Genomic DNA, 21570 nt, shown 5'->3' on the forward strand with positions numbered 1-21570 from the left:
TCACGATGGCTCTAAAAGGCAATTATTCAGTTAATGAAAGTTCTTCTTCATGAATACGATCGATCGGTTCGTGGTGTTGAACACTATTTTCTATTTCACGGTAGTGATCCATTTTCACCCGGAACAGTTCACCGTTAGTTGGCGGTGTATAAGTAATGGCGTTTGCCCCCGCAGCAATGGTTTCGAGGATGGATTGATCAGTAGGTCCTCCTGTTGCAATAATTGGGATAGTTGGATATTGTTCGCGAATTTTACGAACAATCGCTGCCGTTTTTGAACCACCACTTACGTTTAAGATATCGGCTCCTGCTTCAATGCGTGATTGAACGTCTGTATGTTCAGAGACGACGGTTACGACAACAGGGATGTCAATGGTTTCCTTAACATATTCAATGGTTTCTTGCGGTGTTGGGGCGTTTAACACGACCGCAATGGCTCCTTGGAATTCGGCGTGCAAGGCAATATTACCTGAGCGGGTACCATGGGTGAGCCCGCCCCCTACGCCACAAATAACCGGAATATCTGAAACTGACATAATGGCCTGTGTAATGGTCGGTTGTGGAGTGAAGGGGTAGACAGCAATAACTGCATCTGCATTTGTATTCTTTATAATTGCAACATCTGTTGTAAAAATAAATGATTTTAATCGTTTTCCAAAGATTCGGATTCCGCTCGCATTTCGAATGACATCGGGAACACGTACGAAATTTTTACGCAAGTTGCTTGTTACCTCAGGTACAATTTTTTCAGGGATAGATGGTTTATTCATGTTGCCGTCACGTCCTTTCTTTATCGTCATTTATCTTTATTATAGCGAAAATAATGACAAAAGTTAAGGAGAACTCTTTTTTATTTCATGATTTTAAGTTTTCTAATTGGCGGTGAAAAGAGAAAGAAAGGAGGGGGGGAGGTCTAATTATACGACAAAAGTGAAAAAGGTCGTTTCTTTAGTGGCTAATTTACTAGATTAGTAGTATACTAAATAAGGAAATTCATCCTGTTATATTTCTTTTGGAGGTACAAAGACTAGGAAGATGTCAGTTTTTGTTCTTTTATTATGTTGATAATTCTGAGGAGGTGACATCACGTGGAAGATTCCATTCCCATACGGACAATTAAACGAATCCTAAAGATGTCAGCTCATCTTGATCGACATCGGGAGAAATGATAAGAGGTGATTCGATGAGAAGTGAAGTGAATTTTATTAATTCATTAGCTAGCGGAGGATTTGAGTGGGTTAACTTGATTGATCCAACCCATCAAGAGGTTGAAGAATTGTGTAAAGTATATGATTTAGAATATGAGACAGTGATTACGGCACTCGATGAAGAGGAACGTTCACGTGTCCAAATTGAAGATAATTTTACGATGATTATCGTTGACGTTCCCGTCTCTTTTGAGTCGGATACGTATTATTCAACCGTTCCACTAGGAATTGTAAAGACTAATCATATGTTACTGACGTTATGCACGAGGGAATTAAATGTCTTTACCAAAAGGCTTAAAATGCCAACAACGAGTATTAATGCTCATATATATCAAATTTTATATACGATTTCGATCCAATATTTAGGATACCTAAGGGTTATTGAACGAAAAAGTAGTCAAGTTGAGCGCGCCCTACGGCACTCTCCGAAAAATGAAGATTTAATTGAGATGCTAGACTTACAAAAAAGTTTAGTTTACCTGTCTTCTTCTTTACGTTCTAATCAAATTGTACTAGAGCGTTTGGTTAAATTAGAGAAAAATGATACGCCAGAGTCCGAGATGTTAGAAGATGTGATCATCGAAAATAAACAGGCGATTGACATGTCAAAAATTTATGGAAATATTTTAAGTAGTAACTTAAACGTATTTGAAACAATTATTTCAAATAACCTAAATATGGTAATGAAGTTTTTAACGGTCGTTTCAGTAATTATCGCTGTTCCGACGGTTGTTTCAAGTTTTTGGGGAATGAATGTTCCTGTTCCTTTTCAAAATAATCCGTACGGTTTTTTAATCGTATTTATTATTTCGTTAATTATTACAGTGATGGCTGGATTTTATATTAACCGTAAGGAAAACCACCGTAAAAGGAAGTAGAAAAGAAACGTCTGCTATGCAGAGGTTTTTTTATTAAGAAGGGTGATTAAATGAACGTGAATGAACAACTAATTAAGCAAAAAAATTATTTATCGATGCACGGGCCCTTATCTTTTTCTGACCGAATAGAGGCTTTAAAACGCTTAAAAGAGGCGATTAAGAAGTATGAGCCTGAGTTAATGCGCGCATTAAAAGAAGACTTAGGGAAACCAGACTTTGAATCGTATACAGCAGAAATTGGTTTTTTGTATACTTCCATCGATTATACTTTAAAACGTCTAAAAAAGTGGATGCGTCCTCGTCGGGTTAGGAGCGAAAGTGCGCAACTTATTGGCTCCTCGACTGTTTATGCATCTGCGTATGGTGTCGTTTTAATTATGGCTCCGTTTAATTATCCTGTACAGTTATTGCTTGAGCCGTTAATCGGGGCAATTGCGGGAGGAAATGGGGCAATATTAAAGCCATCGGAGTTGACACCGACGGTTGAAAGGGTTCTTGTTCAATTAATTAGTTCAACATTTAATGCCAATTATATCTCCATTGTCACAGGGGGTGTTACTGTTAATCAACACTTACTTTCACTTCCATTTGATTATATCTTTTTTACAGGAAGTGTCCGTGTTGGTAAGTTAGTCATGCAAAAGGCGAGTGAACAACTTATTCCGTTCACGTTAGAATTAGGTGGAAAGTCTCCAGTGATTGTGGATGAAACTGCCCATTTAAAATTAGCGGCTCAACGAATTACATGGGGAAAGTTTATGAATAATGGACAAACTTGTGTAGCCCCTGATTACGTTTTGGTTCACGAAGAGGTTTATGATGATTTTTTAGATCAATTAAAGAGGGCCATTCAATGTTTTTATGGAGAAAACCCGTTAGAAAATGATGATTATGGACGAATTGTTAATTCATCGCACACGAAACGGTTGGCTTCACTCATCGAAGAGAATCGCTTAAAAATTTATTGTGGGGGAGAGGTTGATATCCGGGAATGTTATATTGCACCCACTGTTTTTAGTCAAGTCACATTGGAAGATTCACTAATGGATGAAGAAATCTTTGGACCGTTGTTACCGGTTATAAGCTATAGGGAGTTAACAGATATTGATGCTTGCCTTTTAAAACATCCGCACCCCTTAGCATTTTATATTTTTTCAGAACGTCATTCATTTGCTCAGTCGTTGATTCATCGCTATTCATTTGGTGGAGGGTGTATTAATGATGTGGTGACGCATGTGGCTTCTCATCGACTTCCCTTTGGGGGCGTCGGTACTTCTGGAGTAGGAAGATATCATGGAAAAGCAAGCTTTGATACTTTTACTTATAGTAAATCGGTGGTGAAGCGTTCAACAAAGATTCCGCTTCATTTGGTATTTCCCCCTTATCCGCTTCATTTGGTATTTCCCCCTTATGGAAGCCGGGTAAAGTGGGTTAAGAAAATAATGAAATAAACACGCGTACAGTTGCATAAAATGGAGAATGGGGGTGAGAAAATGTCGTGTCTTGGTAATTTGATTTGGTTTATTTGTGGCGGTTTTGTTAACGCCCTTATTTGGTGTTTTTTTGGTGTTCTTTGGAGTATTACGATTATTGGAATTCCAATTGGTCGCCAGTGCTTTAAACTCGCGTCGTTGCAATTAGCTCCTTTTGGTAAGGAGGTAGTTACGGTAAATGATTCTGGGGGAACTTTTCTTTTAAATATATTATGGGTAGTCTTCGGAGGATTAGAGTTAGCGATTGCCAACTTGATTAGTGCCGTTATTTTAACGGTGACCATCGTAGGAATCCCGTTTGCTTTACAAGCTTTTAAATTTGCCATCCTGTCGTTGATGCCTTTTGGAAAAGAAGTAAGAAGAACGTCTTAAAATAAGGCGTTTTTTTTATCTTTTTTGTTTAGAACGTTGGATGGATGTTTATAATACAGGGGGTGATGGACAAGATGGAAAAAAGAATAGTATATGTTTCATATGTAATTATTGCATTTGTTTTATTTAATTTCTTTTATGGCTTTACAGATTGGATAAAATCATGGCAGGTGCTTGATTGGTATCTTATTATCTTAATGGGAACCATTATGAGTTTACTTGTTATTAAGTATAAGCAAAATCAGCGAAAGTTAGCGGTTGAACAATATGCGAAGGAAAATGATCGACGACGAATTCAATTAAATCAGCTACTCATGTTTGAACAACTTTCTAAAATGAATGATGAGATGTTTTGTGAGTTGTTAAAGCGATGTTTTGAGTTACTAGGGTATTCTGATATTCAAGTTAGTCATCCCTCAGATCGGTTAGGTTATGACTTAACAGTTTGGCATCAAGGGAAAAAAATGATCGTTAAAATTTTCAAAAAGGTACCGATGATAGAAAATATATATACAAATCCAGAAGGATTGGAATTTGCCTTAGGCGAATTAGTCACTTTAAATGAGATTCGTGAATTTTATGGAAGTGTAAAGGATTATGAGGTTCAGGCGGATCTTTCACTCGTTATCAGTACAAGTGATTTCGAAGAAGAAGCCTTATTATTTGCCGGTCGAAATGGTGTAGAAACCATGAATGGTTATGAATTTTATCAACTCTTAGATGAATTAAAAGATGGGAAGTCTACCGCTTCATTTTCCACACTTTTTGCCTGATTCCTTTTTTAATCTTTAGGCATATATTAGGAAAGTAGGAAATAAATGCGATTGGAACAATCTCTCTAAGAGGAAGGGAGGTGGTGGCATGTTTTGGAGTGGTTTTATTGTAGGATCCGCCGTTGGAATTATAGGAATTACCTTATACAGTTGTCTTGTTGTGGCATCACGCGCCGATTGTGATCTTGAGGATGAATATGAATATGAGATATTAAAATCATCTTCAGATCATGAGCGAAAAGGAATGTGAGTGAAGGGGAAGGCTAGGAATTGGTGAATAAGGATTTTTATTTGAAATTTAATAAAAGACAGATTGCTTATTCATGAAGTAATCTGTTTTTTAATACATTTTAAGAGAGTCATCAATGCATAAAGGAGGGGAATTGTGAATGAATGATTTGGTTCAAGATAATTTTAAAGGGGTTATCTCCATTGAGGAACATGGAAAATGGATATTTAAGCAGGCTTATGGTGAGTCAGATTTGGCTAATCAGAGAATGAATCGATTAGATACCAAATTTTCCATGGCATCAGCAAGCAAGATTTTTATCGCCGTTGCGATTTTACAATTAATTGAAGGAAAATTTCTATCACTAAATCAGACATTGGGGGAAGTATTGCCAATGGACTGGCATCATATTGATAAAACAATTACCATCCGTCAACTTTTAACACATACTTCAGGATTACCCGATTATTTTGATGAGTCCTTAGGGAAGAATTATGCGACAATGTGGGAAAACTATCCGAATTATCGAATTAGGAGTGGAGAGGATTTACTCCCTTTATTTTTACATAAACGCATGGTTTATCCAAAAGGGCAAAAGTTTCATTACAATCATGCAGGTTATGTTGTCCTAAGTTTAATAATTGAGGCAGTGACGAAGCAACCATTTGAACACTACTTGGAAAAAATGATTTTTACTCCATGTAACATGGGGGATACAGGGTATTACGAATTGGACCGATTACCATTAAATTGTGCGACGGGGTATTGTTTAGAAGAGGAATCGCAAACCTATTATAGTAATATTTATAGTTTAGATGTGAAAGGAAACGGGGCAGGTGGAGCCTACACTACAGCGAAAGATATGGATCGTTTTTGGACTTGCCTTGTAAAGGGACGACTTCTGTCGCCATCAATGGTGAGTGAAATGCTATCTCCTCAAGTAGAAGGAGAGTGGTATGGATATGGGGTCTGGTTAAAGGCGTTAGGGGATCATCAATATCTTCCGTTTATTCAGGGAAGCCATCCAGGCGTGAGTTTTATTAGTTCCTATGATTGTCAAAGGTGTCGGACTATGACCTTGATGAGTAATTTTGAGCATGATGTGTGGGCGCTTCATGGGAAGTTTTATAATGCTTTGAATCGGTAAGGGTCACCTCACTAATAACCTGTTTATAAACTCCGTATCTTAACCCTCGTCTTGTCCCTTTATTTTACGACAAACATTCGGTATAATAATAAAGTTAATAATGTAGATAAAGGAAGAAACATATGTATTTAAAAAGAATAGAAACAATTGGTTTTAAATCCTTTGCAGATAAAACAGTCGTTGAATTTGAAAAGGGCGTGACGGCTGTAGTAGGTCCGAATGGGTCAGGGAAAAGTAATATTTCTGATGCGATACGCTGGGTTTTAGGTGAACAATCAGCTAAAAGTTTACGCGGTGCTAAAATGGAGGATATTATTTTTGCGGGAACCTCAACGAGAAAGCCTTTGAACTTTGCAGAGGTGACGCTCGTCCTTGATAATAGTTGCCATAGCTTACCTATTGATTATGAGGAAGTTAGTATTACCCGTCGGGTTTATCGAACAGGCGATGGGGAATATTTAATTAATAAGCAGAAAGTACGTTTGAAAGATGTGATTGACTTGATAATGGATACCGGAATCGGACATGATTCGTTATCTATTATTTCACAGGACAAAGTCAAGGCTATTGTTGAGGCACGCGTAGAAGAGCGCCGCACGATTATTGAGGAGGCGGCGGGTGTTTTAAAGTATAAGATGCGGAAAAAAGAGGCGACACGAAAGTTGGAGTCAACGAGTGATAATTTAAGTCGCGTGCAAGACATTATTTTTGAAATTGAAGATCAGGTGGAACCTTTACGAAAGCAAGCGGATCAGGCACAAAAGTATTTATTGCTTAAACAAGAATGTAGCGATTCTGAAATTAGTGTGCTAGCTTACGACATTAAAACTTTAAACGATCAATTAGCCCATGCGAAAAAAGAACGAAAAAATGTTGAATTTGAACATGTAAGTATTCAGACGAAAATCTTAACGGATGAACGCCGACGCGATGAGTTAAAACAACAAAAGCAGCACAAAGAGGGTCAACTTGAAGAATTACAAGCCCGGTTAGTTGAGACATCGGAAAGTATTCAACGACTCCAGGGACAACGGGATGTGCTAAGAGAACGACATAAAAACGCATCCTTTAATAAAGAAGAGTTGGCTATGCAACAGGCGCAGTTAAAGGAGCGTCTCGACCAATCTATTTCACACGTTTTCGAGGTTGAGACTCGGGTTTCAAAGACAAGGGACTCCCTTGAACATCACCAGTCTCAATTAACGAAGGTATCCGAGGAATATCAGCATTTAGAAGAAAACTTAAAGAGTCAGTTGGAGGCGACAAGAGAGTCTTATTTTAAAGATGTGAATCAACTATCAAGTGTTAAAAATCAATACCAGACGATTAGTCAGCAAATTACACGTAGTGAAAACATTATTACACGTCTTGCTGAAGATGAGGAAAAAATAAGAATAGAACGGGAAGCCTTACAAGAAGAGCAATCGGCATTTATAAAAAAATATGGTGATTTTGAAACGACGCTAAAGGAAAAGCGTGATCAATATCAGACGTTACATAAGGAATATCAACAAAAGTTGAAACAGTCGGAAATGGAGACAAACCGACATCGGCAATTGACGCATCAATTAGATAAATTAACGAATCGATTGCAGTGGCTAGAAGATGCGCAAAAGGATTTTTCTGGATTTAACGAAGGGGTAAAAAAGATTTTAAAGGCCCGTGAACAAAATCAGATTAAGGGGATTGAAGGGGCAGTTGCTGAGTTAGTAACGATTCCTAAATCATTAGAGTTAGCGATGGATGTTGTGTTAGGTCCGGTGATGCAGCAAATTGTCACAACGACGGATGATGATGCAAAGCGAGCGATTGAATTTTTAAAAAGAAATCATGCAGGGCGTGCTACATTTTTACCGTTAAATGTGATCAAACCACGCGTATTACCGAGTGATGTTAGAAATCGAATCCAGGGTCATCGCGATGTCATTGGCGTGGCTTCTGAGCTCGTTGAGTATGATGAGCGTTATCGTCACATTATTGAAAATATTTTAGGGGGTATTATTGTTACCCGTGATTTGAATACATCTAAAAATTTAGCTAAACAGTTAAATTATCGATATCGCATCGTGACATTAGAAGGAGATGTGATTAATGCGGGTGGTGCCATGACCGGAGGAGCCATCAAACGTCAAGGGTCATCCTTATTACGACAAAAGAATGAGATTGAGGAGTGTAAACAGCAAATAGCCACGCTTGAAGGAGAAGTGGAACAATCGCGCCAACTTCAAGAACAATGGAAAGAAACCGTCAAAGAGACGGAACGAGAGTTACAAAAAGTTCAGGCGGAGGGCGAACGATTAAAAGATAAATTAGCAGAAGTTAATCAACAAAAGTTAGCTTTTGAATACCGAGAAAAATCCCAACAAGAGCGTGAACAAATGCTTGAAGATGAGCGGGTAGAGTATGAGACGGAATTGAAACAAGCCGTACAAAAAAATAATGAATTAGCAGAGCAACGTCTACAATTAGAAAATCGTATTGAGGAAGAAAAGGCGACTCTAGAGGCGTTAGAGCATCAGATTGAGCAACAAGAGGAGTTAAAATCTCAATTATTACATCAGATGACGGAATTAAAGGTTGAAGTGGCTAAACTTGAGACGGCATTGCATAATGAAACATCAACTTTTGAACGATTGAGTGATGAACGTCAACAGGTAGAGCAGCAACTCCAAGAGTTACTGAACAAAATTGAGGAAAGCGAGCAAGCGATCAGTGGAAATGATGATGAGGTTATCCAATTAGAGGCCGATCTTGTTAAAAATCAGGAAAGTCGCGAAGAGATTTTAAGCCAAATTCAATCAGAAAGAATGAATTTAACTCAGGTTAGTCAAGAATTAGAACTGCTTGAACGCGAGGTAAGAGAAAGCCATAAGGTCCAACAACAAATGTCTGAATCGTTAAAACAATTAGACGTCACACTTGGAAAAATTGACGTCGAGATGGATATCTTGATTCATAAACTAGAAGAAGAATATCAAATGACTTTCGACCATGCGAATGAAAACTACCCATTAAAGGGGTCAATTGATGAAATGAAGGCTCGAATTCGTACCATTAAAAATCAGATGAACGCGCTTGGCGAAATTAACCTTGGGGCAATTCAAGAGTACGAGCGTGTAAGGGAACGATATGAATTTTTAACGACTCAACGTGATGATTTAATTGAAGCCAAGGCCACCTTAGAGGAAACGATTAATGAAATGGACCAGGAGATGACCGTTAAGTTTAAAGAAACGTTTGATGCGGTCCGTGAACATTATATTGAAATCTTTAAAAAATTATTTGGTGGTGGAACGGCTGATCTTGTTTTAACGGATCCTCACGATTTATTAAATACAGGGGTTGAAATTATTGCTCAGCCACCAGGTACAAAGTTAAAAACATCTAATTTATTATCGGGTGGGCAAAAAGCCTTAACATCAATTTCTTTATTATTTGCCATTTTACGTGTTCGCACGGTACCATTTTGCGTTTTGGATGAGGTAGAGGCGGCGCTTGATGAGGCAAACGTTGCGCGTTATGCTAATTACTTAAAGGCCTTTAGTAAAGAAACACAATTTATTGTGATTACACACCGTAAGGGGACAATGGAAAAGGCGGACGTTTTATACGGCGTGACGATGCAGGAGCGCGGGGTAACAAAACTTGTTTCAGTTCGAATGGAAAATGTCTCTGATTATATGGATGATGAAAAGTGATGGTCAGATGATAAAAAGTATGGTAGAGTAACAATAAGTAGTAATTTATATTAGGATAATACAATGATTGAGGTGAATTCCATGGGTTTATTTGATCGCTTAAAATCGATCGTTTTAGGAAATAAGGAAGTATCTGAAACAGAATTACGTGCACAAAAACACTATAAAGAAGGAATGAAAAAAACGCGTGGAAGTTTATTAAAACAATTACAGGCCGTTTTTTCTAACTACTCAGATGTGAATGATGAATTATTTGATGAATTAGAGGATATTTTTATTTTAGCCGATGTTGGGGTATCAACGGTGGTGGACTTTATCGATCAGTTAAAAGATACGGTTCGTGAGTATGGCGTAACAAAACCTGAAGAACTTGAACGAGTAATGGTAGATAAATTATTTGAAATTTATGTAAAGGGTGAAATTGTTAACTCTAATTTGAGAATGAATAAAGAGGGATTAACGGTTATCTTATTCGTTGGAGTAAACGGAGTTGGGAAAACGACGTCAATCGCTAAAATTGCTCATCAGTTAAAAGGAAAAGGAAAATCAGTTTTACTGGCTGCAGGAGACACATTCCGTGCGGGAGCAATTGAACAGTTACAAGTTTGGGGAGATCGCTTAGACGTTGACGTTGTTTCTCTTAAGGAAGGATCAGATCCATCTGCTGTTATGTTTGACGCGATTAAAGAAGCAAAATCTCGCCAAGTTGATGTCTTATTATGCGATACAGCGGGACGCTTACAAAATAAAGTTAATTTAATGAAAGAACTTGAAAAAATTAAACGTGTCATTGAAAGAGAGGTCCCAGGGGCCCCACACGAGACATTACTTGTCGTAGATGCTACAACAGGACAAAATGGAATGAGCCAAGCGAAAGCTTTCTTAGAGGCTACGGATGTTTCTGGAATTGTTTTAACTAAATTAGATGGGACAGCTAAAGGTGGGATTGTGCTGGCTATTCGTAACGAAATTGGAATTCCAATTAAATACGTTGGGCTTGGAGAAAAACCTGAGGACCTTGTACAATTTGATATTGAGCAGTATATTTATGGATTGTTTGCGGATTTATTTGATAAGCGAGAATCTCAATAAATTTATAAAAAGAAAATCCATTTATTAAGGTTGATTTTTTCTGTCTGATGCGACTTCATTTTGATCGGTCAACGGAACGTTTCGTTCCGTTGTATCATAGTATAAATAATACACGTGTTGAAGCGGGGCTAAGGACTTTTTAAATGACAGGGGAAAAAGACCTTCTGTTTGATGAGGTATTCGGTTTATTGTATTCGGTGAGGGTATGAAAAAGAGCCGGAATCACTTTGGATAGATAGACTGGGGGTGTAACTGTGCTAGAAAAGGTTAATCGGATGAATGAATTATACGATATCTATCAGGCATTGTTGACGGCGAAGCAAAAGTTATATTTTGAATTATATTATCAGGAAGATTTATCATTAAGTGAGATTGCGGAGCAATTTGAAGTGAGTCGCACAGCCGTCTTTGATAATATTAAACGTACGGAAAAATTACTTGACGGGTATGAGGAAAAATTACAATTACTAAGTAAGCGTGAGGCGCGTGAAAAAATTATAGGACAAATTTTAGTCGATTTAACCGATGAACGACTAAGACAATGGATGGATGAGTTACAGGCGCTCGATTAATTTGGTTAGAGGGCACGCTTGCTTTTAAGAAAAGAAATAAAATAAATTTTAAATGTTTCGGACGAAATAGAATGAGCGGTAGCTTAAATCATAGATGATTCATACAGTTGGATATAGGAGGTTTAGTTGATGGCATTTGAAACATTATCAGAACGTTTACAGTCTGCGTTAAAAAACGTGACACGTAAAGGGAAATTAACAGAAAAAGACGTTGATGTCATGATGCGAGAGGTGCGTTTAGCCTTACTTGAAGCGGATGTTAACATTAAAGTAGTACGTGAATTCATTAAAGAAGTGAAAGAAAAGGCTATAGGGGAGACAGTTTTAAAAAGCTTAACCCCAGGACAACAGGTTATTAAAATCGTTAATGAAGAGTTAACTAAATTAATGGGAGATGAAGCAGAGTATTTAAATTTCGGTACATCTAAGCCAGCAGTTTTTATGATGGTTGGTCTTCAAGGTGCCGGGAAAACAACACACACAGGTAAATTATCAACTTATTTGCGTAAAAAGGATAAGAAGAATCCATTATTAGTAGCTTGTGACGTCTATCGACCAGCCGCCGTCGATCAGTTAAAAACTATTGGGAAACAATTAAATATTCCTGTTTTCGAAAAAGGAACATCCATGAATCCAGTTGACATTGCAGCTGAAGCAATTGCTTATGCCAAAGAAAATGGTCACGATTTAGTGATTATTGATACGGCTGGACGCTTGCACATTGATGAATCATTAATGAATGAATTAAAAGAAATTAAGGCTTTAGTGAAGCCTCAGGAAATCCTCTTAGTTGTCGATGCGATGACCGGGCAAGATGCAGTTAATGTCGCTGAATCTTTCCATCAACAGTTAGATTTGACAGGGGTTATTTTAACGAAGTTAGATGGGGATACACGCGGTGGGGCAGCTCTATCAATTCGTAAAATGACGAATGTTCCGATTAAGTTTATGGGGATGGGGGAAAAACTAGATACATTAGAAGTATTCCACCCAGAACGGATGGCTTCTCGTATTTTGGGAATGGGAGATGTCATGACGTTAATTGAACGTGCTCAAGAAAACTTTGATGAAGAAGAGAGCATGAAGCTTGCAGATAAGATGATGAATGCAACGTATGATTTTAATGATTTCTTAAAACAAATGAAGCAAATGAAACGACTCGGTGCATTTGAAGATATTTTAAAAATGATTCCCGGAGTTGGAAATCAATTGAAAGATATTAATATTGATCCTAAACAAATGGCCCGTGTTGAAGCTATTATTTATTCGATGACAGAGCAGGAGCGAAAAAATCCAGATTTAATTAATGCCAGTCGAAAAAATCGTATTGCTAAAGGGTGTGGATGTGATCTTGCGGAAGTTAACCGATTAATTAAACAGTTCACGGATATGCGTAAAATGATGAAACGTTTTTCAAATATGGATCCACGCCAAATGGAACGTATGGCCGCAGCGATGCAACGTGGTGGGGCTAATCCGTTAGCAGGGCTTTCTGGAATGATGGGACCTGGTTCAGGGAAAAAAGGAAAAGGAAAGGGACGTGGAGGTTTCCGTTTCTAATATAAAAAAGATTGCCGACAGGCAATCTTTTTTTGAGCAATATAATAAAAATAAGCCGCCTAGGGGGAGTGGCGGCTTATTATTCATACTTTGACCATATGTGAAAGGGAGAGGAGAAGTATGATAGAAGAATAGGGGGGATTATTTTACAGTAGCCGATTGGCTACAATTATAATATTGACATTAACGAGAATTTTTATACAATTAAATTAGCAAAAATATTAGGAAGTGATAAGATGCGAGTGGTTGCTGGTACATTAAAAGGACGCAGTATCAAGGCTGTTAAAGGGACCAATACACGCCCGACGACAGATAAGGTTAAGGAAAGTATCTTTAATATTATAGGGCCGTATTTTGAAGGAGGGCTTGCTCTAGATCTTTTTGGAGGAAGTGGGAATCTTGGAATAGAGTCATTAAGTCGTGGGATTGAACGAGCTATTTTCGTTGATCGTGAAAATATAGCGATCCAGACGATTAAGCAAAATATTAAAGATTTAAAATTAGATGAGCGAGTTGAAATTTATCGAAATGATGCCTTTAAGGCGTTAAAAGCTATAGTCAAACGTGAATTAAAGTTTGATCTTATTTTATTAGATCCTCCATATAAAGGACAACGAATTAATGAGTTGATTGAATTTATTCATGAGCATGAATTATTAAGTCCGGGTGGAATTATTATGGCTGAGTGTCTGAAAGAGGATGAACTTCATGATTCGGTTGGAGATATTGTAGTTTGTAAACGAGAAGTCTACGGAATTACGGCGATTACTATTTACCGTCGTGAATCATAGCGAGAAAGTGGGGGAATGAGGTCGTGCATAAGGTGGGAATTTATTCCGGAACTTTCGATCCGGTAACTAATGGACATTTAGATGTGATTGAAAGGGGCTACGAGTTATTTGACTATTTATATGTCACCGTAGCAGAAAATATTAATAAAAAAACATTATTTACGCTTGAGGAGCGGGTGGCTCTGTTAAAGCAAGCAACGGCTCATTTACCACGTGTAGAGGTGAGGGTATGCTCGGATCAACTTATCGTCGATTTTGCCAAACAAGTAGGGGCAAAAACGATTTTAAGGGGGTTACGTGCCGTAACAGATTTTGAGTATGAGTTTCAGATTGCGACGACGAATAAGCGACTGGCACCAGATATTGAAACTGTCTTTTTGATGACAAAAGCGGAGAATATGTTCCTCTCTTCATCGACAACGAAAGAAGTTGCAAGATTTGGGGGGGATGTGTCAAGTTTTGTTCCCCCATTTGTACAAGTGGAATTGGAAAAAAAGTATCAACAATTAAAAAAGAAAGATTAAAAAAGCAGTCCTATCGGACTGCTTTTTTAATGGACGCCAGTTAGTTAGAAAAGGTAAAGAATGTTTGTTTTAGTAGACGTCCTACCTTTAAAATGATGAGTGTGGCTAGAAGAAAAAGTGTGATTGAAATGGTTGGATGAGGAAGTGGATAAGTGGATGGTTCTATTGGTGCGAAGACATGGATGTTTTCTAGTAAATAGGTTTTTGACAACAGAACCATGATGATAGAACTCGTAGTTCCATGGAGGATTCTCATCATAAGATATTTGAAATAAGGGATCTTTAAGTTTTTAGCAAACATAAAACTTTGAGTATGGACAGAGAGTCCTGTAAATCCTACAATGAAAGCAGTTAGAATGAGTTTAATTTGTAAGGAGGCAGAAGATTGGGAAACTTTTGTGACTCCTTGAGTAAACTCTAAAATTCCGGCAATCAGTGGATCGGCAGATGAAAGATTGATTGAGGTGAGTAAGGGGGAAGTAAGGGTGCTGATGAACGATGTAAAGTGGATGATTGTCAGCGCCTCTGATATAATATAAAAGAAAACAATAATTCCACCGATACGAATTAAAGTTTGTAAACTTCCCTCAATACAGTCAATTAAAATGGACGAGAAGGATTGGGTAGGCAGTTGGATTTTAACCTGACTTAGCGCATGTTTATTACGTAATAAAGGATAGCATGCTAGAAAGACGGTTAATGATCCAACGAGATGCGCGATAAGGAGAAGGTATCCGATGGTTGTTGATTGATAAAGCACCACGCCGACCGTTCCTAAAATAAATAGTGGACTTGAAAAATTACAAAAGTACATCAATCCTTCCATCTCACGGTCACTGATGAGGCGTTGGTCGTAATAATCCCGCGCCATTTTAGATCCGGATGGGTTCCCGCTAATCATACTCATTAACATAACAAAGAATGTAATTGGCGAGAGATGAAGAAGGTACTTGAAAAGGGGTGCTAATAGTTTTCCAATGAGTTGGGGAACCTGGTAGTACACCATGAGGCGTGTTAAAACAAAAAATGGGAAAAGCGATGGGATGACCTTATCAGCCCATGTTAAAAAACCAGTTTTAGTCGCCGCAATTATGGGCGCTGGTTGGAGTAAAAGAATTGCAAGAAATGCAAGAAGAATAACAGATTTCATGATATTTTTCATCTTTGATCACCTATAATGAATGTATTAATTAGCTACTAAAAGTATGTCTTGTTTTAGATGACAGATGGTGACACGAACATGGAGAAGGGAGATTGACTGTGAAAACAATCTCTAATTTTCGGGGCTTATCGGGTGTTATGTAAGACGAAAAAGGAGGAATGGCTATGACGTTAGCGACATTAAAAAAGGGAGACCGTGCTATTATTACATCATTTAACGAGTTATCTGAAAGTTTTAGCCGTCGTTTATATGATGTTGGGATTGCAATTGGCTCTGAGGTGACACTATTAAGTGTTTTAAATTTTGGACAACTGTTTTATATATCGATTGATGATGTTGATTTTTGTATCCGAAAACAGGATGCCACAAAAATTATGATTGAAAGGATATAATTGAGGAGGTTTTAAGATTGCGTTTTATGTTGATTGGAAATCCTAATGTTGGAAAAACAACATTATTTAATGCGCTAACAGGGGCGAATGCTCACGTTGGAAATTGGAGCGGGGTAACGGTTGATAAATTAGTCGGATCCATTAAAGGCAAGAAGGCCGAGCTCATTGATTTACCCGGAACCTATAGCGTGACACCGAGTAGTGAAGATGAAGGGGTAGTAACGTATGCTATTATAAATGAATCGTATAATGGGTTTATTAATATTATTGATACGACACACTTTAAGAGAAATTTACATTTGACGATTCAGTTGCTTGAAGCAAATGTGCCAATGATGATGACACTTAATATGATAGATGCTCTTAATAAAAAGGGATTAACGTTCGATACAAAAAAATTTAATGAATATGTTTCGAATGAACTTGTTTTAGTTTCTGCCAGAAAAGGTGAGGGAGTTTCTCAGGTCGTGGATCGATTAGATCACCTATCTGTCAAAAAGCCGTTTAGACTATATTATGGACTGACCATTGAAAAGGCGATTACCCAAATTATTGAATTAGTTCCCCAGACGGTTAATCAGTTGGATAAACGTTGGGTTGCCATTCAAGCATTAGAGGGCAATGATGGAATTTACTCCATTCTATCTGATGAAGAGAAGAAAAAGATTCAACAGGTTGTTTGCACAACAGAGAGCCAAATTGTTGAATCAGGTGATGCTCTTTCTTTAAAGGGGGCAATTTTTAATAAACGACGTGAATGGATTCATCAAGTCTATCAGGCTTGTATTAAACCAATTCCCGGGGCTAAGGTAGAGAATGAGGTAAAATTGACTCCTATCGACCGCTATTTAACACATCCTGTATTTGGTTTGTTTGTTTTTTTATTTCTCATGTTTGTAACTTATGTTTTAACGTTTGATTGGCTCGGAAATCCAATTTCTGATGGATTTACAGCTGTTTTAGAGAATTGGGTAACACCTACTATCTCGTCGATGCTTTTATCCCTAGGACTTCCCGAAGACGGCTTTATCTATGGGGCTTTAATTGACGGTGTTTTAGCCGGGGTAGGAGGAGTCATTGTCTTTCTTCCGCAAATTTTAATTTTATTTTTCTGTCTCTCACTTATGGAGGCGACGGGATACATGGCTCGGGTTGCTATCGTCATGGATTATATTTTTTCTGGATTCGGTTTAAATGGTAAAGCAATCGTTCCACTTATTACTGGTTTTGGATGTAATGTTCCCGCTATTATGGCAACTCGAACCATTCCTGATAAGTTTGAAAGAATCAAGACGATGATGGTCATTCCATTTATGTCATGTTCGGCTCGGTTACCGGTTTACGTTTTATTCGTGGGCCTATTTTTTAAAAAATCACAATCATTCATTATTATGGGGCTTTATTTATTGGGGATTATTGTTGCCTTGTTAAGTGCTAAGTTATTATCTGTATCGATTTTTAAGAAAACTCAAAGTCAGTTTATTTTAGAGGTTCCGCCTTACCGTGCGCCACAGTTTAAAAACTTAATGGGCCAAACATTAAGTCGTGGAAATGATTTTCTGCATACGGCGGGAAAATTTATTGTACTTGGTTCTGTGTTATTATGGTTGCTTCAAGAGATGGGACCCTCAGGGTTGCATGTAGCGGGTGATCAAAGTTATTTGGCCATACTAGGGGGCCTTTTAGCACCTCTATTTATCCCACTTGGATTTGGAACCTGGCAGGCAACGAGTAGTTTAGTGGTGGGATTTTTAGCCAAAGAATTAGTCGCCTCGTCTATGTTGATTATCTGCGGGGCCGAAATAGGAATTTTAAACTTATTTACACCACTACAGGCATTTAGTTTCCTCGTTTTTTCGTTACTTTATATTCCGTGTCTGTCGACCGTAGGGGTCATGTATCAAGAAACAAAGTCAATTAAGACAACCCTGTTAATGATTTCCTTCGGATTAATAGTTGCCTATGTTGTGAGTTTAATTGTTTATCAGCTTGGATTGTTTATCTATTAGATTTAATAAAATGGGCCCCTCAATTTGAGGGGCCCATTTTTGTGGTGGTATTTATGCTGTTAAAAGTGAAAGAAGAATAACCATAACGGTTGATAATGTATTTTGAATAGCGTGAACACCGATAGAATACCAAATGTTTTGATGACGATAATAGACATACCCAAGAGCGCATCCCATAGCCATGTATTGAATAATATAGATACAATCTGCAAAATCACCAATGAATAATGAACTAATGACGTGAATGAGTCCGAATAAGAAACTACTTAGTAAAATCGCAATCCAAGGATATTTAAGTAATCCTCTCATTACAGTTAATCGAAAAACTACCTCTTCAACAAGTGGGGCGCATAAAATGGTCATTCCCCCCATTAAAATTGGATGAAATGCCATTAAATCCGTGATGACTTGTTGATTGCTTGAAGAATCTGACGATTGAGTAAAGAAAATAATGAGGAAGCTCGCAATATAGGATGAAATAAATAAGAGTAGCCAGCCGATAAAAATATGTTTAATGAAGTGTTTAGCCGATACAATTTGTTTGAATTGTTTAGAGAGTTCTGATCCGAAGAATAAGAGTGAAACAACCACGAGGACAAGGTAAGAGATTAAATTGGCATACACCTGAATATCAATTTCGCTTGTACAAATCTTAGCAAGTAGTTGACAAGATAAATAAGGTAATAAAAACATCGCAAAAATATACGTGAAAATTAAGACAGTTGATTTTGTTAGACGTAAATTCATAAAATCCCTCCTATAAATTTGATAATTATGGATATTATAACATATCCAAATAGGAAATAAAATATGGCAAAAGAGACACTCTTTTTAAGAATTTTTCTATGGTTTTGTAAATTTTTGAAGACAAGCCCTCCTCATTCGCCTTAGCATGCGCTTATTTTAAGGTGATTGGGGATAGAATGTCCAACGGTAGGTGGGATTTGAATGTTTATGGAGGTTTTTGTATGAGTTTATCGACGATATGCTATAATAGAGATATAAAGGCTTACTTTGAAATAAGAGGCCCTGTTTATTATAGGAGGTTTAGGTTATGGATTTTTTACAGGTTGGCAAAATTGTTAATACACATGCCCTTCAAGGGGAAGTTAAAGTTATTTCAAATAGTGATTTTAAAGAAGATCGATTTAAGAAGGGAAGCCAATTAGTGATTGATTTTAATGGCGATCATATTGAGGTAACAGTGGCTACTCATCGTGTTCATAAAGGGGCCGATTTGTTAAAGTTTAAACATCTTAATTCCATCAACGATGTTGAAAAGTTTAAAGGGTGTGCATTATTAGTTTCGGCGGACGAGTTAGACGAACTCGATGAAAATGAATTTTATTACTTCGAGATTATCGGGTGTCAAGTAGTGACAACGGATGATGAAGTGATTGGAGAGATTAGTGAAATTCTTGAAACAGGAGCGAATGATGTTTGGGTTGTGAAACGTCCAGGTCAGAAAGATGCGCTGATTCCTTACATTGAAGATGTTGTAAAATCAGTAGACATCGAGTCAAAAAAAGTAACAATTAATGTGTTAGAAGGGTTATTATAATGAAAATAGATGTTTTAACTTTATTTCCAGAAATGTTTACAGGGGTTTTTAATGATTCCATTTTAAAAAGGGCACAAGCGAGTGGCGCTGTTGAATTAAACACCGTAAATTTTCGAGAATTTTCCGAAAATAAACATAAAAAGGTGGACGATTATCCTTATGGTGGTGGTGCTGGAATGCTATTGACAGCCCAGCCAATCTTTGATGCAGTTGAATCAGTGTGTCAGGCTGGAGAGACGAAGCCACGGATTATATTGATGTGTCCTCAAGGCGAGCGATTCACCCAATCGAAAGCAGAAGAGTTATCTAAAGAGGAACATCTCATTTTTATCTGTGGACATTATGAAGGATTCGATGAGCGAATTCGTGAATATTTAGTTACGGACGAATTATCTTTAGGTGATTACGTATTAACGGGTGGGGAGCTTGCTGCCATGGTGATGACGGATGCCGTTGTTCGTTTGTTACCTGATGTTTTAGGAAAGCAAGAATCTCATGAAGATGATTCATTTTCAACAGGATTACTTGAATTTCCCCAGTATACTCGTCCGGTTGACTTTCGGGGAATGGTAGTTCCAGAGGTGCTAATTTCAGGTAATCATAAAAGGATTGAACAGTGGCGTCATGAACAATCACTTTACCGTACTTATCAACGCCGTCCAGATTTACTAGAATCTCGGTCATTAACGGAGAAAGAAAAACAACTCATTGATCAATTTAAAGCGTTAAAAAATGATTAAATCTGTGATTTATCTGTGAATTTTATAAATGGAAAATTAAGATGTGTTACTAAATAAAAGGAAAAAAAGCTTTATTTTAAGAGCTAGAAATCAAAAAAAGAAGAATTTTGCGAATATTCACTCAAAATCCATTGAATTAGTAAAAATAATATGGTATGATTTCAAACGTGCCAAAGAGCACTACCCCAGGTTCCGCTGAATTAGATGATCTAATTGAATGAACTTGCGTAATGAAGGAGCGTGAGATTAATGAGTCAACAATTAATCAATGAATTAACACAATCATATTTAAAAACAGATTTACCAGAATTCCGCGCAGGAGATAACGTACGTGTACACGTTCGTATTAAAGAGGGTAACCGTGAGCGCGTTCAGGTATTCGAAGGTTTAGTATTAAAACGTCAAAATGGTAAAGGAATTAGCGGAACATTCACAGTTCGTAAAATCTCTTTCGGATGTGGTGTAGAACGTACATTCCCATTACACACACCAATTATTGAAAAAATCGAAGTTACTCGTCGTGGTAAAGTTCGTCGTGCAAAACTTAACTACATCCGTAGCTTATCAGCGAAAGCAGCTCGTATTAAAGAGCGTCGATAATTTTAGAATTTTAACACACTTACCTCAATTGCAACTAAGATGCCCAAAAAACTCCGGTTTGGGGCATCTTTTTTTTGTTATTAATTCATTTTTATGGTAAAATTAACAGTAAAATGTATAAGCACCGTTGGTTTGGACTATGATAGCATATGATAAATCTAGGTGAAAAATAGATTGGTGGAGTGAAGGGAATGAAAAAAATACTGCGAGAAGTTTTTGATTGGGTAAAAACATTTGTTATTATTTTTATTATAGTAACACTTGTTCATAAATATGTTTTTACACCGGTAAAGGTGGATGGGCCTTCTATGTATCCAACCCTGCACGATGAGGATTCTGTTATTTTGTGGAAATTAGGGTATCAACCTAAGCCATTTGACGTGGTAGTATTTGAATATTCTCCTAATGTCTATTATGTTAAGCGGGTCATTGGAATACCTGGACAAACGGTTTCTTATTATGACGATCAATTGTATGTAGATAACCAACCTGTTATGGAAAATTATCTACAAAGAGGGAAAAGTGTTGTAGCGTATAGCGGTTCTTTTACTGAGGATTTTACTTTAGAAGACATTTGCCAATTTGATGAGTGTTCTGTTATTCCAGAAGATTATTATTTGGTCCTTGGTGATAATCGCCCACATAGTCGGGATAGTCGGGATATTGGGTTGGTTCATAAGGATCAGCTTTTAGGAAAGGCGGTTTGGATTCAGTGGCCATTATCAAGTTTTGGGCCGATTGAATAATTGATTAAATTAGGATAGAATAGG

General features: G+C 37.4%; 21 protein-coding genes. 18 read left to right on the forward strand and 3 right to left on the reverse strand.

Going from position 1 to position 21570, the window contains the following annotated elements:
- Positions 1–22 precede the first annotated feature (22 nt).
- On the reverse strand, positions 23–769 hold the full coding sequence (locus VXM77_RS05000; RefSeq protein WP_161832733.1) for a hydrolase: 747 nt from the start codon (positions 767–769) through the stop codon (positions 23–25).
- A gap of 413 nt (positions 770–1182) precedes the next feature.
- Between VXM77_RS05000 and VXM77_RS05005 the strand changes: the two genes are divergently transcribed.
- From VXM77_RS05005 to coaD, 12 genes are all read left to right on the forward strand, one after another.
- Positions 1183–2085 carry a magnesium transporter CorA family protein gene (locus VXM77_RS05005; protein ID WP_161832732.1) on the forward strand — a complete coding sequence of 301 codons (903 nt, stop codon included), beginning with the start codon at positions 1183–1185 and terminating at the stop codon, positions 2083–2085.
- 50 nt (positions 2086–2135) lie between these two features.
- A complete protein-coding gene (locus VXM77_RS05010; RefSeq protein WP_338507284.1) occupies positions 2136–3536 on the forward strand; it encodes an aldehyde dehydrogenase in 1401 nt (466 codons plus the stop codon).
- Positions 3537–3578: 42 nt separating this feature from the next.
- Entirely contained in the window at positions 3579–3950 is a 372-nt protein-coding gene (locus VXM77_RS05015; protein ID WP_161832730.1) for a YccF domain-containing protein, read from the forward strand.
- Between the two features lie 74 nt (positions 3951–4024).
- A complete protein-coding gene (locus VXM77_RS05020) occupies positions 4025–4723 on the forward strand; it encodes a restriction endonuclease (RefSeq protein WP_161832729.1) in 699 nt (232 codons plus the stop codon).
- Between the two features lie 88 nt (positions 4724–4811).
- Positions 4812–4973: a hypothetical protein gene (locus tag VXM77_RS05025; protein ID WP_202618802.1), complete on the forward strand. Its 162-nt coding sequence runs from the start codon at positions 4812–4814 to the stop codon at positions 4971–4973.
- 139 nt (positions 4974–5112) lie between these two features.
- Positions 5113–6099, forward strand: a complete 987-nt coding sequence (locus VXM77_RS05030; RefSeq protein WP_161832728.1) for a serine hydrolase domain-containing protein — start codon at positions 5113–5115, stop codon at positions 6097–6099.
- A 122-nt stretch (positions 6100–6221) separates the two neighbouring features.
- Entirely contained in the window at positions 6222–9797 is a 3576-nt protein-coding gene (gene smc, locus VXM77_RS05035; RefSeq protein ID WP_338507285.1) for a chromosome segregation protein SMC, read from the forward strand.
- 63 nt (positions 9798–9860) lie between these two features.
- Positions 9861–10889: a signal recognition particle-docking protein FtsY gene (gene ftsY / locus VXM77_RS05040; protein WP_338507286.1), complete on the forward strand. Its 1029-nt coding sequence runs from the start codon at positions 9861–9863 to the stop codon at positions 10887–10889.
- 254 nt (positions 10890–11143) lie between these two features.
- Entirely contained in the window at positions 11144–11461 is a 318-nt protein-coding gene (locus VXM77_RS05045; RefSeq protein ID WP_161832726.1) for a putative DNA-binding protein, read from the forward strand.
- Positions 11462–11590: 129 nt separating this feature from the next.
- Positions 11591–13021 (forward strand): signal recognition particle protein, encoded by a 1431-nt coding sequence (gene ffh, locus VXM77_RS05050; protein ID WP_338507287.1) that lies wholly within the window; start codon positions 11591–11593, stop codon positions 13019–13021.
- Positions 13022–13257: 236 nt separating this feature from the next.
- Complete coding sequence (gene rsmD / locus VXM77_RS05055) at positions 13258–13812, forward strand: 16S rRNA (guanine(966)-N(2))-methyltransferase RsmD (protein ID WP_161832724.1); 555 nt, start codon at positions 13258–13260, stop codon at positions 13810–13812.
- Between the two features lie 23 nt (positions 13813–13835).
- Positions 13836–14336 carry a pantetheine-phosphate adenylyltransferase gene (gene coaD / locus VXM77_RS05060; RefSeq protein WP_262950203.1) on the forward strand — a complete coding sequence of 167 codons (501 nt, stop codon included), beginning with the start codon at positions 13836–13838 and terminating at the stop codon, positions 14334–14336.
- 40 nt (positions 14337–14376) lie between these two features.
- Here the strand turns inward: coaD and VXM77_RS05065 are convergent, their stop codons facing one another.
- Complete coding sequence (locus VXM77_RS05065; RefSeq protein WP_161832206.1) at positions 14377–15498, reverse strand: nucleoside recognition domain-containing protein; 1122 nt, start codon at positions 15496–15498, stop codon at positions 14377–14379.
- A gap of 164 nt (positions 15499–15662) precedes the next feature.
- Between VXM77_RS05065 and VXM77_RS05070 the strand changes: the two genes are divergently transcribed.
- Positions 15663–15890, forward strand: coding sequence for a FeoA family protein (locus VXM77_RS05070; RefSeq protein ID WP_161832205.1), 228 nt, complete (start codon positions 15663–15665; stop codon positions 15888–15890).
- 26 nt (positions 15891–15916) lie between these two features.
- Positions 15917–17899: a ferrous iron transport protein B gene (gene feoB / locus VXM77_RS05075; RefSeq protein ID WP_262953702.1), complete on the forward strand. Its 1983-nt coding sequence runs from the start codon at positions 15917–15919 to the stop codon at positions 17897–17899.
- 51 nt (positions 17900–17950) lie between these two features.
- Here the strand turns inward: feoB and VXM77_RS05080 are convergent, their stop codons facing one another.
- Positions 17951–18646 (reverse strand): type II CAAX endopeptidase family protein, encoded by a 696-nt coding sequence (locus VXM77_RS05080; RefSeq protein WP_161832203.1) that lies wholly within the window; start codon positions 18644–18646, stop codon positions 17951–17953.
- Positions 18647–18953: 307 nt separating this feature from the next.
- On the opposite strand from VXM77_RS05080, the gene rimM reads away from it, so the two are divergent.
- The 4 genes from rimM to lepB all read left to right on the forward strand — a co-directional run bounded on the left by rimM (position 18954) and on the right by lepB (position 21546).
- The gene (rimM, locus tag VXM77_RS05085) at positions 18954–19460 is read left to right on the forward strand and encodes a ribosome maturation factor RimM (RefSeq protein ID WP_161832202.1); all 507 of its coding nucleotides are present in this window, start codon (positions 18954–18956) and stop codon (positions 19458–19460) included.
- A complete protein-coding gene (trmD, locus tag VXM77_RS05090) occupies positions 19460–20200 on the forward strand; it encodes a tRNA (guanosine(37)-N1)-methyltransferase TrmD (RefSeq protein ID WP_161832201.1) in 741 nt (246 codons plus the stop codon). Before rimM ends, trmD begins: the two co-directional genes overlap by 1 nt.
- A gap of 249 nt (positions 20201–20449) precedes the next feature.
- The gene (gene rplS / locus VXM77_RS05095) at positions 20450–20800 is read left to right on the forward strand and encodes a 50S ribosomal protein L19 (RefSeq protein ID WP_161832200.1); all 351 of its coding nucleotides are present in this window, start codon (positions 20450–20452) and stop codon (positions 20798–20800) included.
- A gap of 191 nt (positions 20801–20991) precedes the next feature.
- On the forward strand, positions 20992–21546 hold the full coding sequence (gene lepB / locus VXM77_RS05100; protein WP_161832199.1) for a signal peptidase I: 555 nt from the start codon (positions 20992–20994) through the stop codon (positions 21544–21546).
- Positions 21547–21570 lie beyond the last annotated feature (24 nt).

Source organism: Turicibacter sp. KK003 (genome assembly GCF_037014675.1).
Classification (GTDB): Bacteria; Bacillota_I; Bacilli_A; order MOL361; family Turicibacteraceae; genus Turicibacter; species Turicibacter faecis.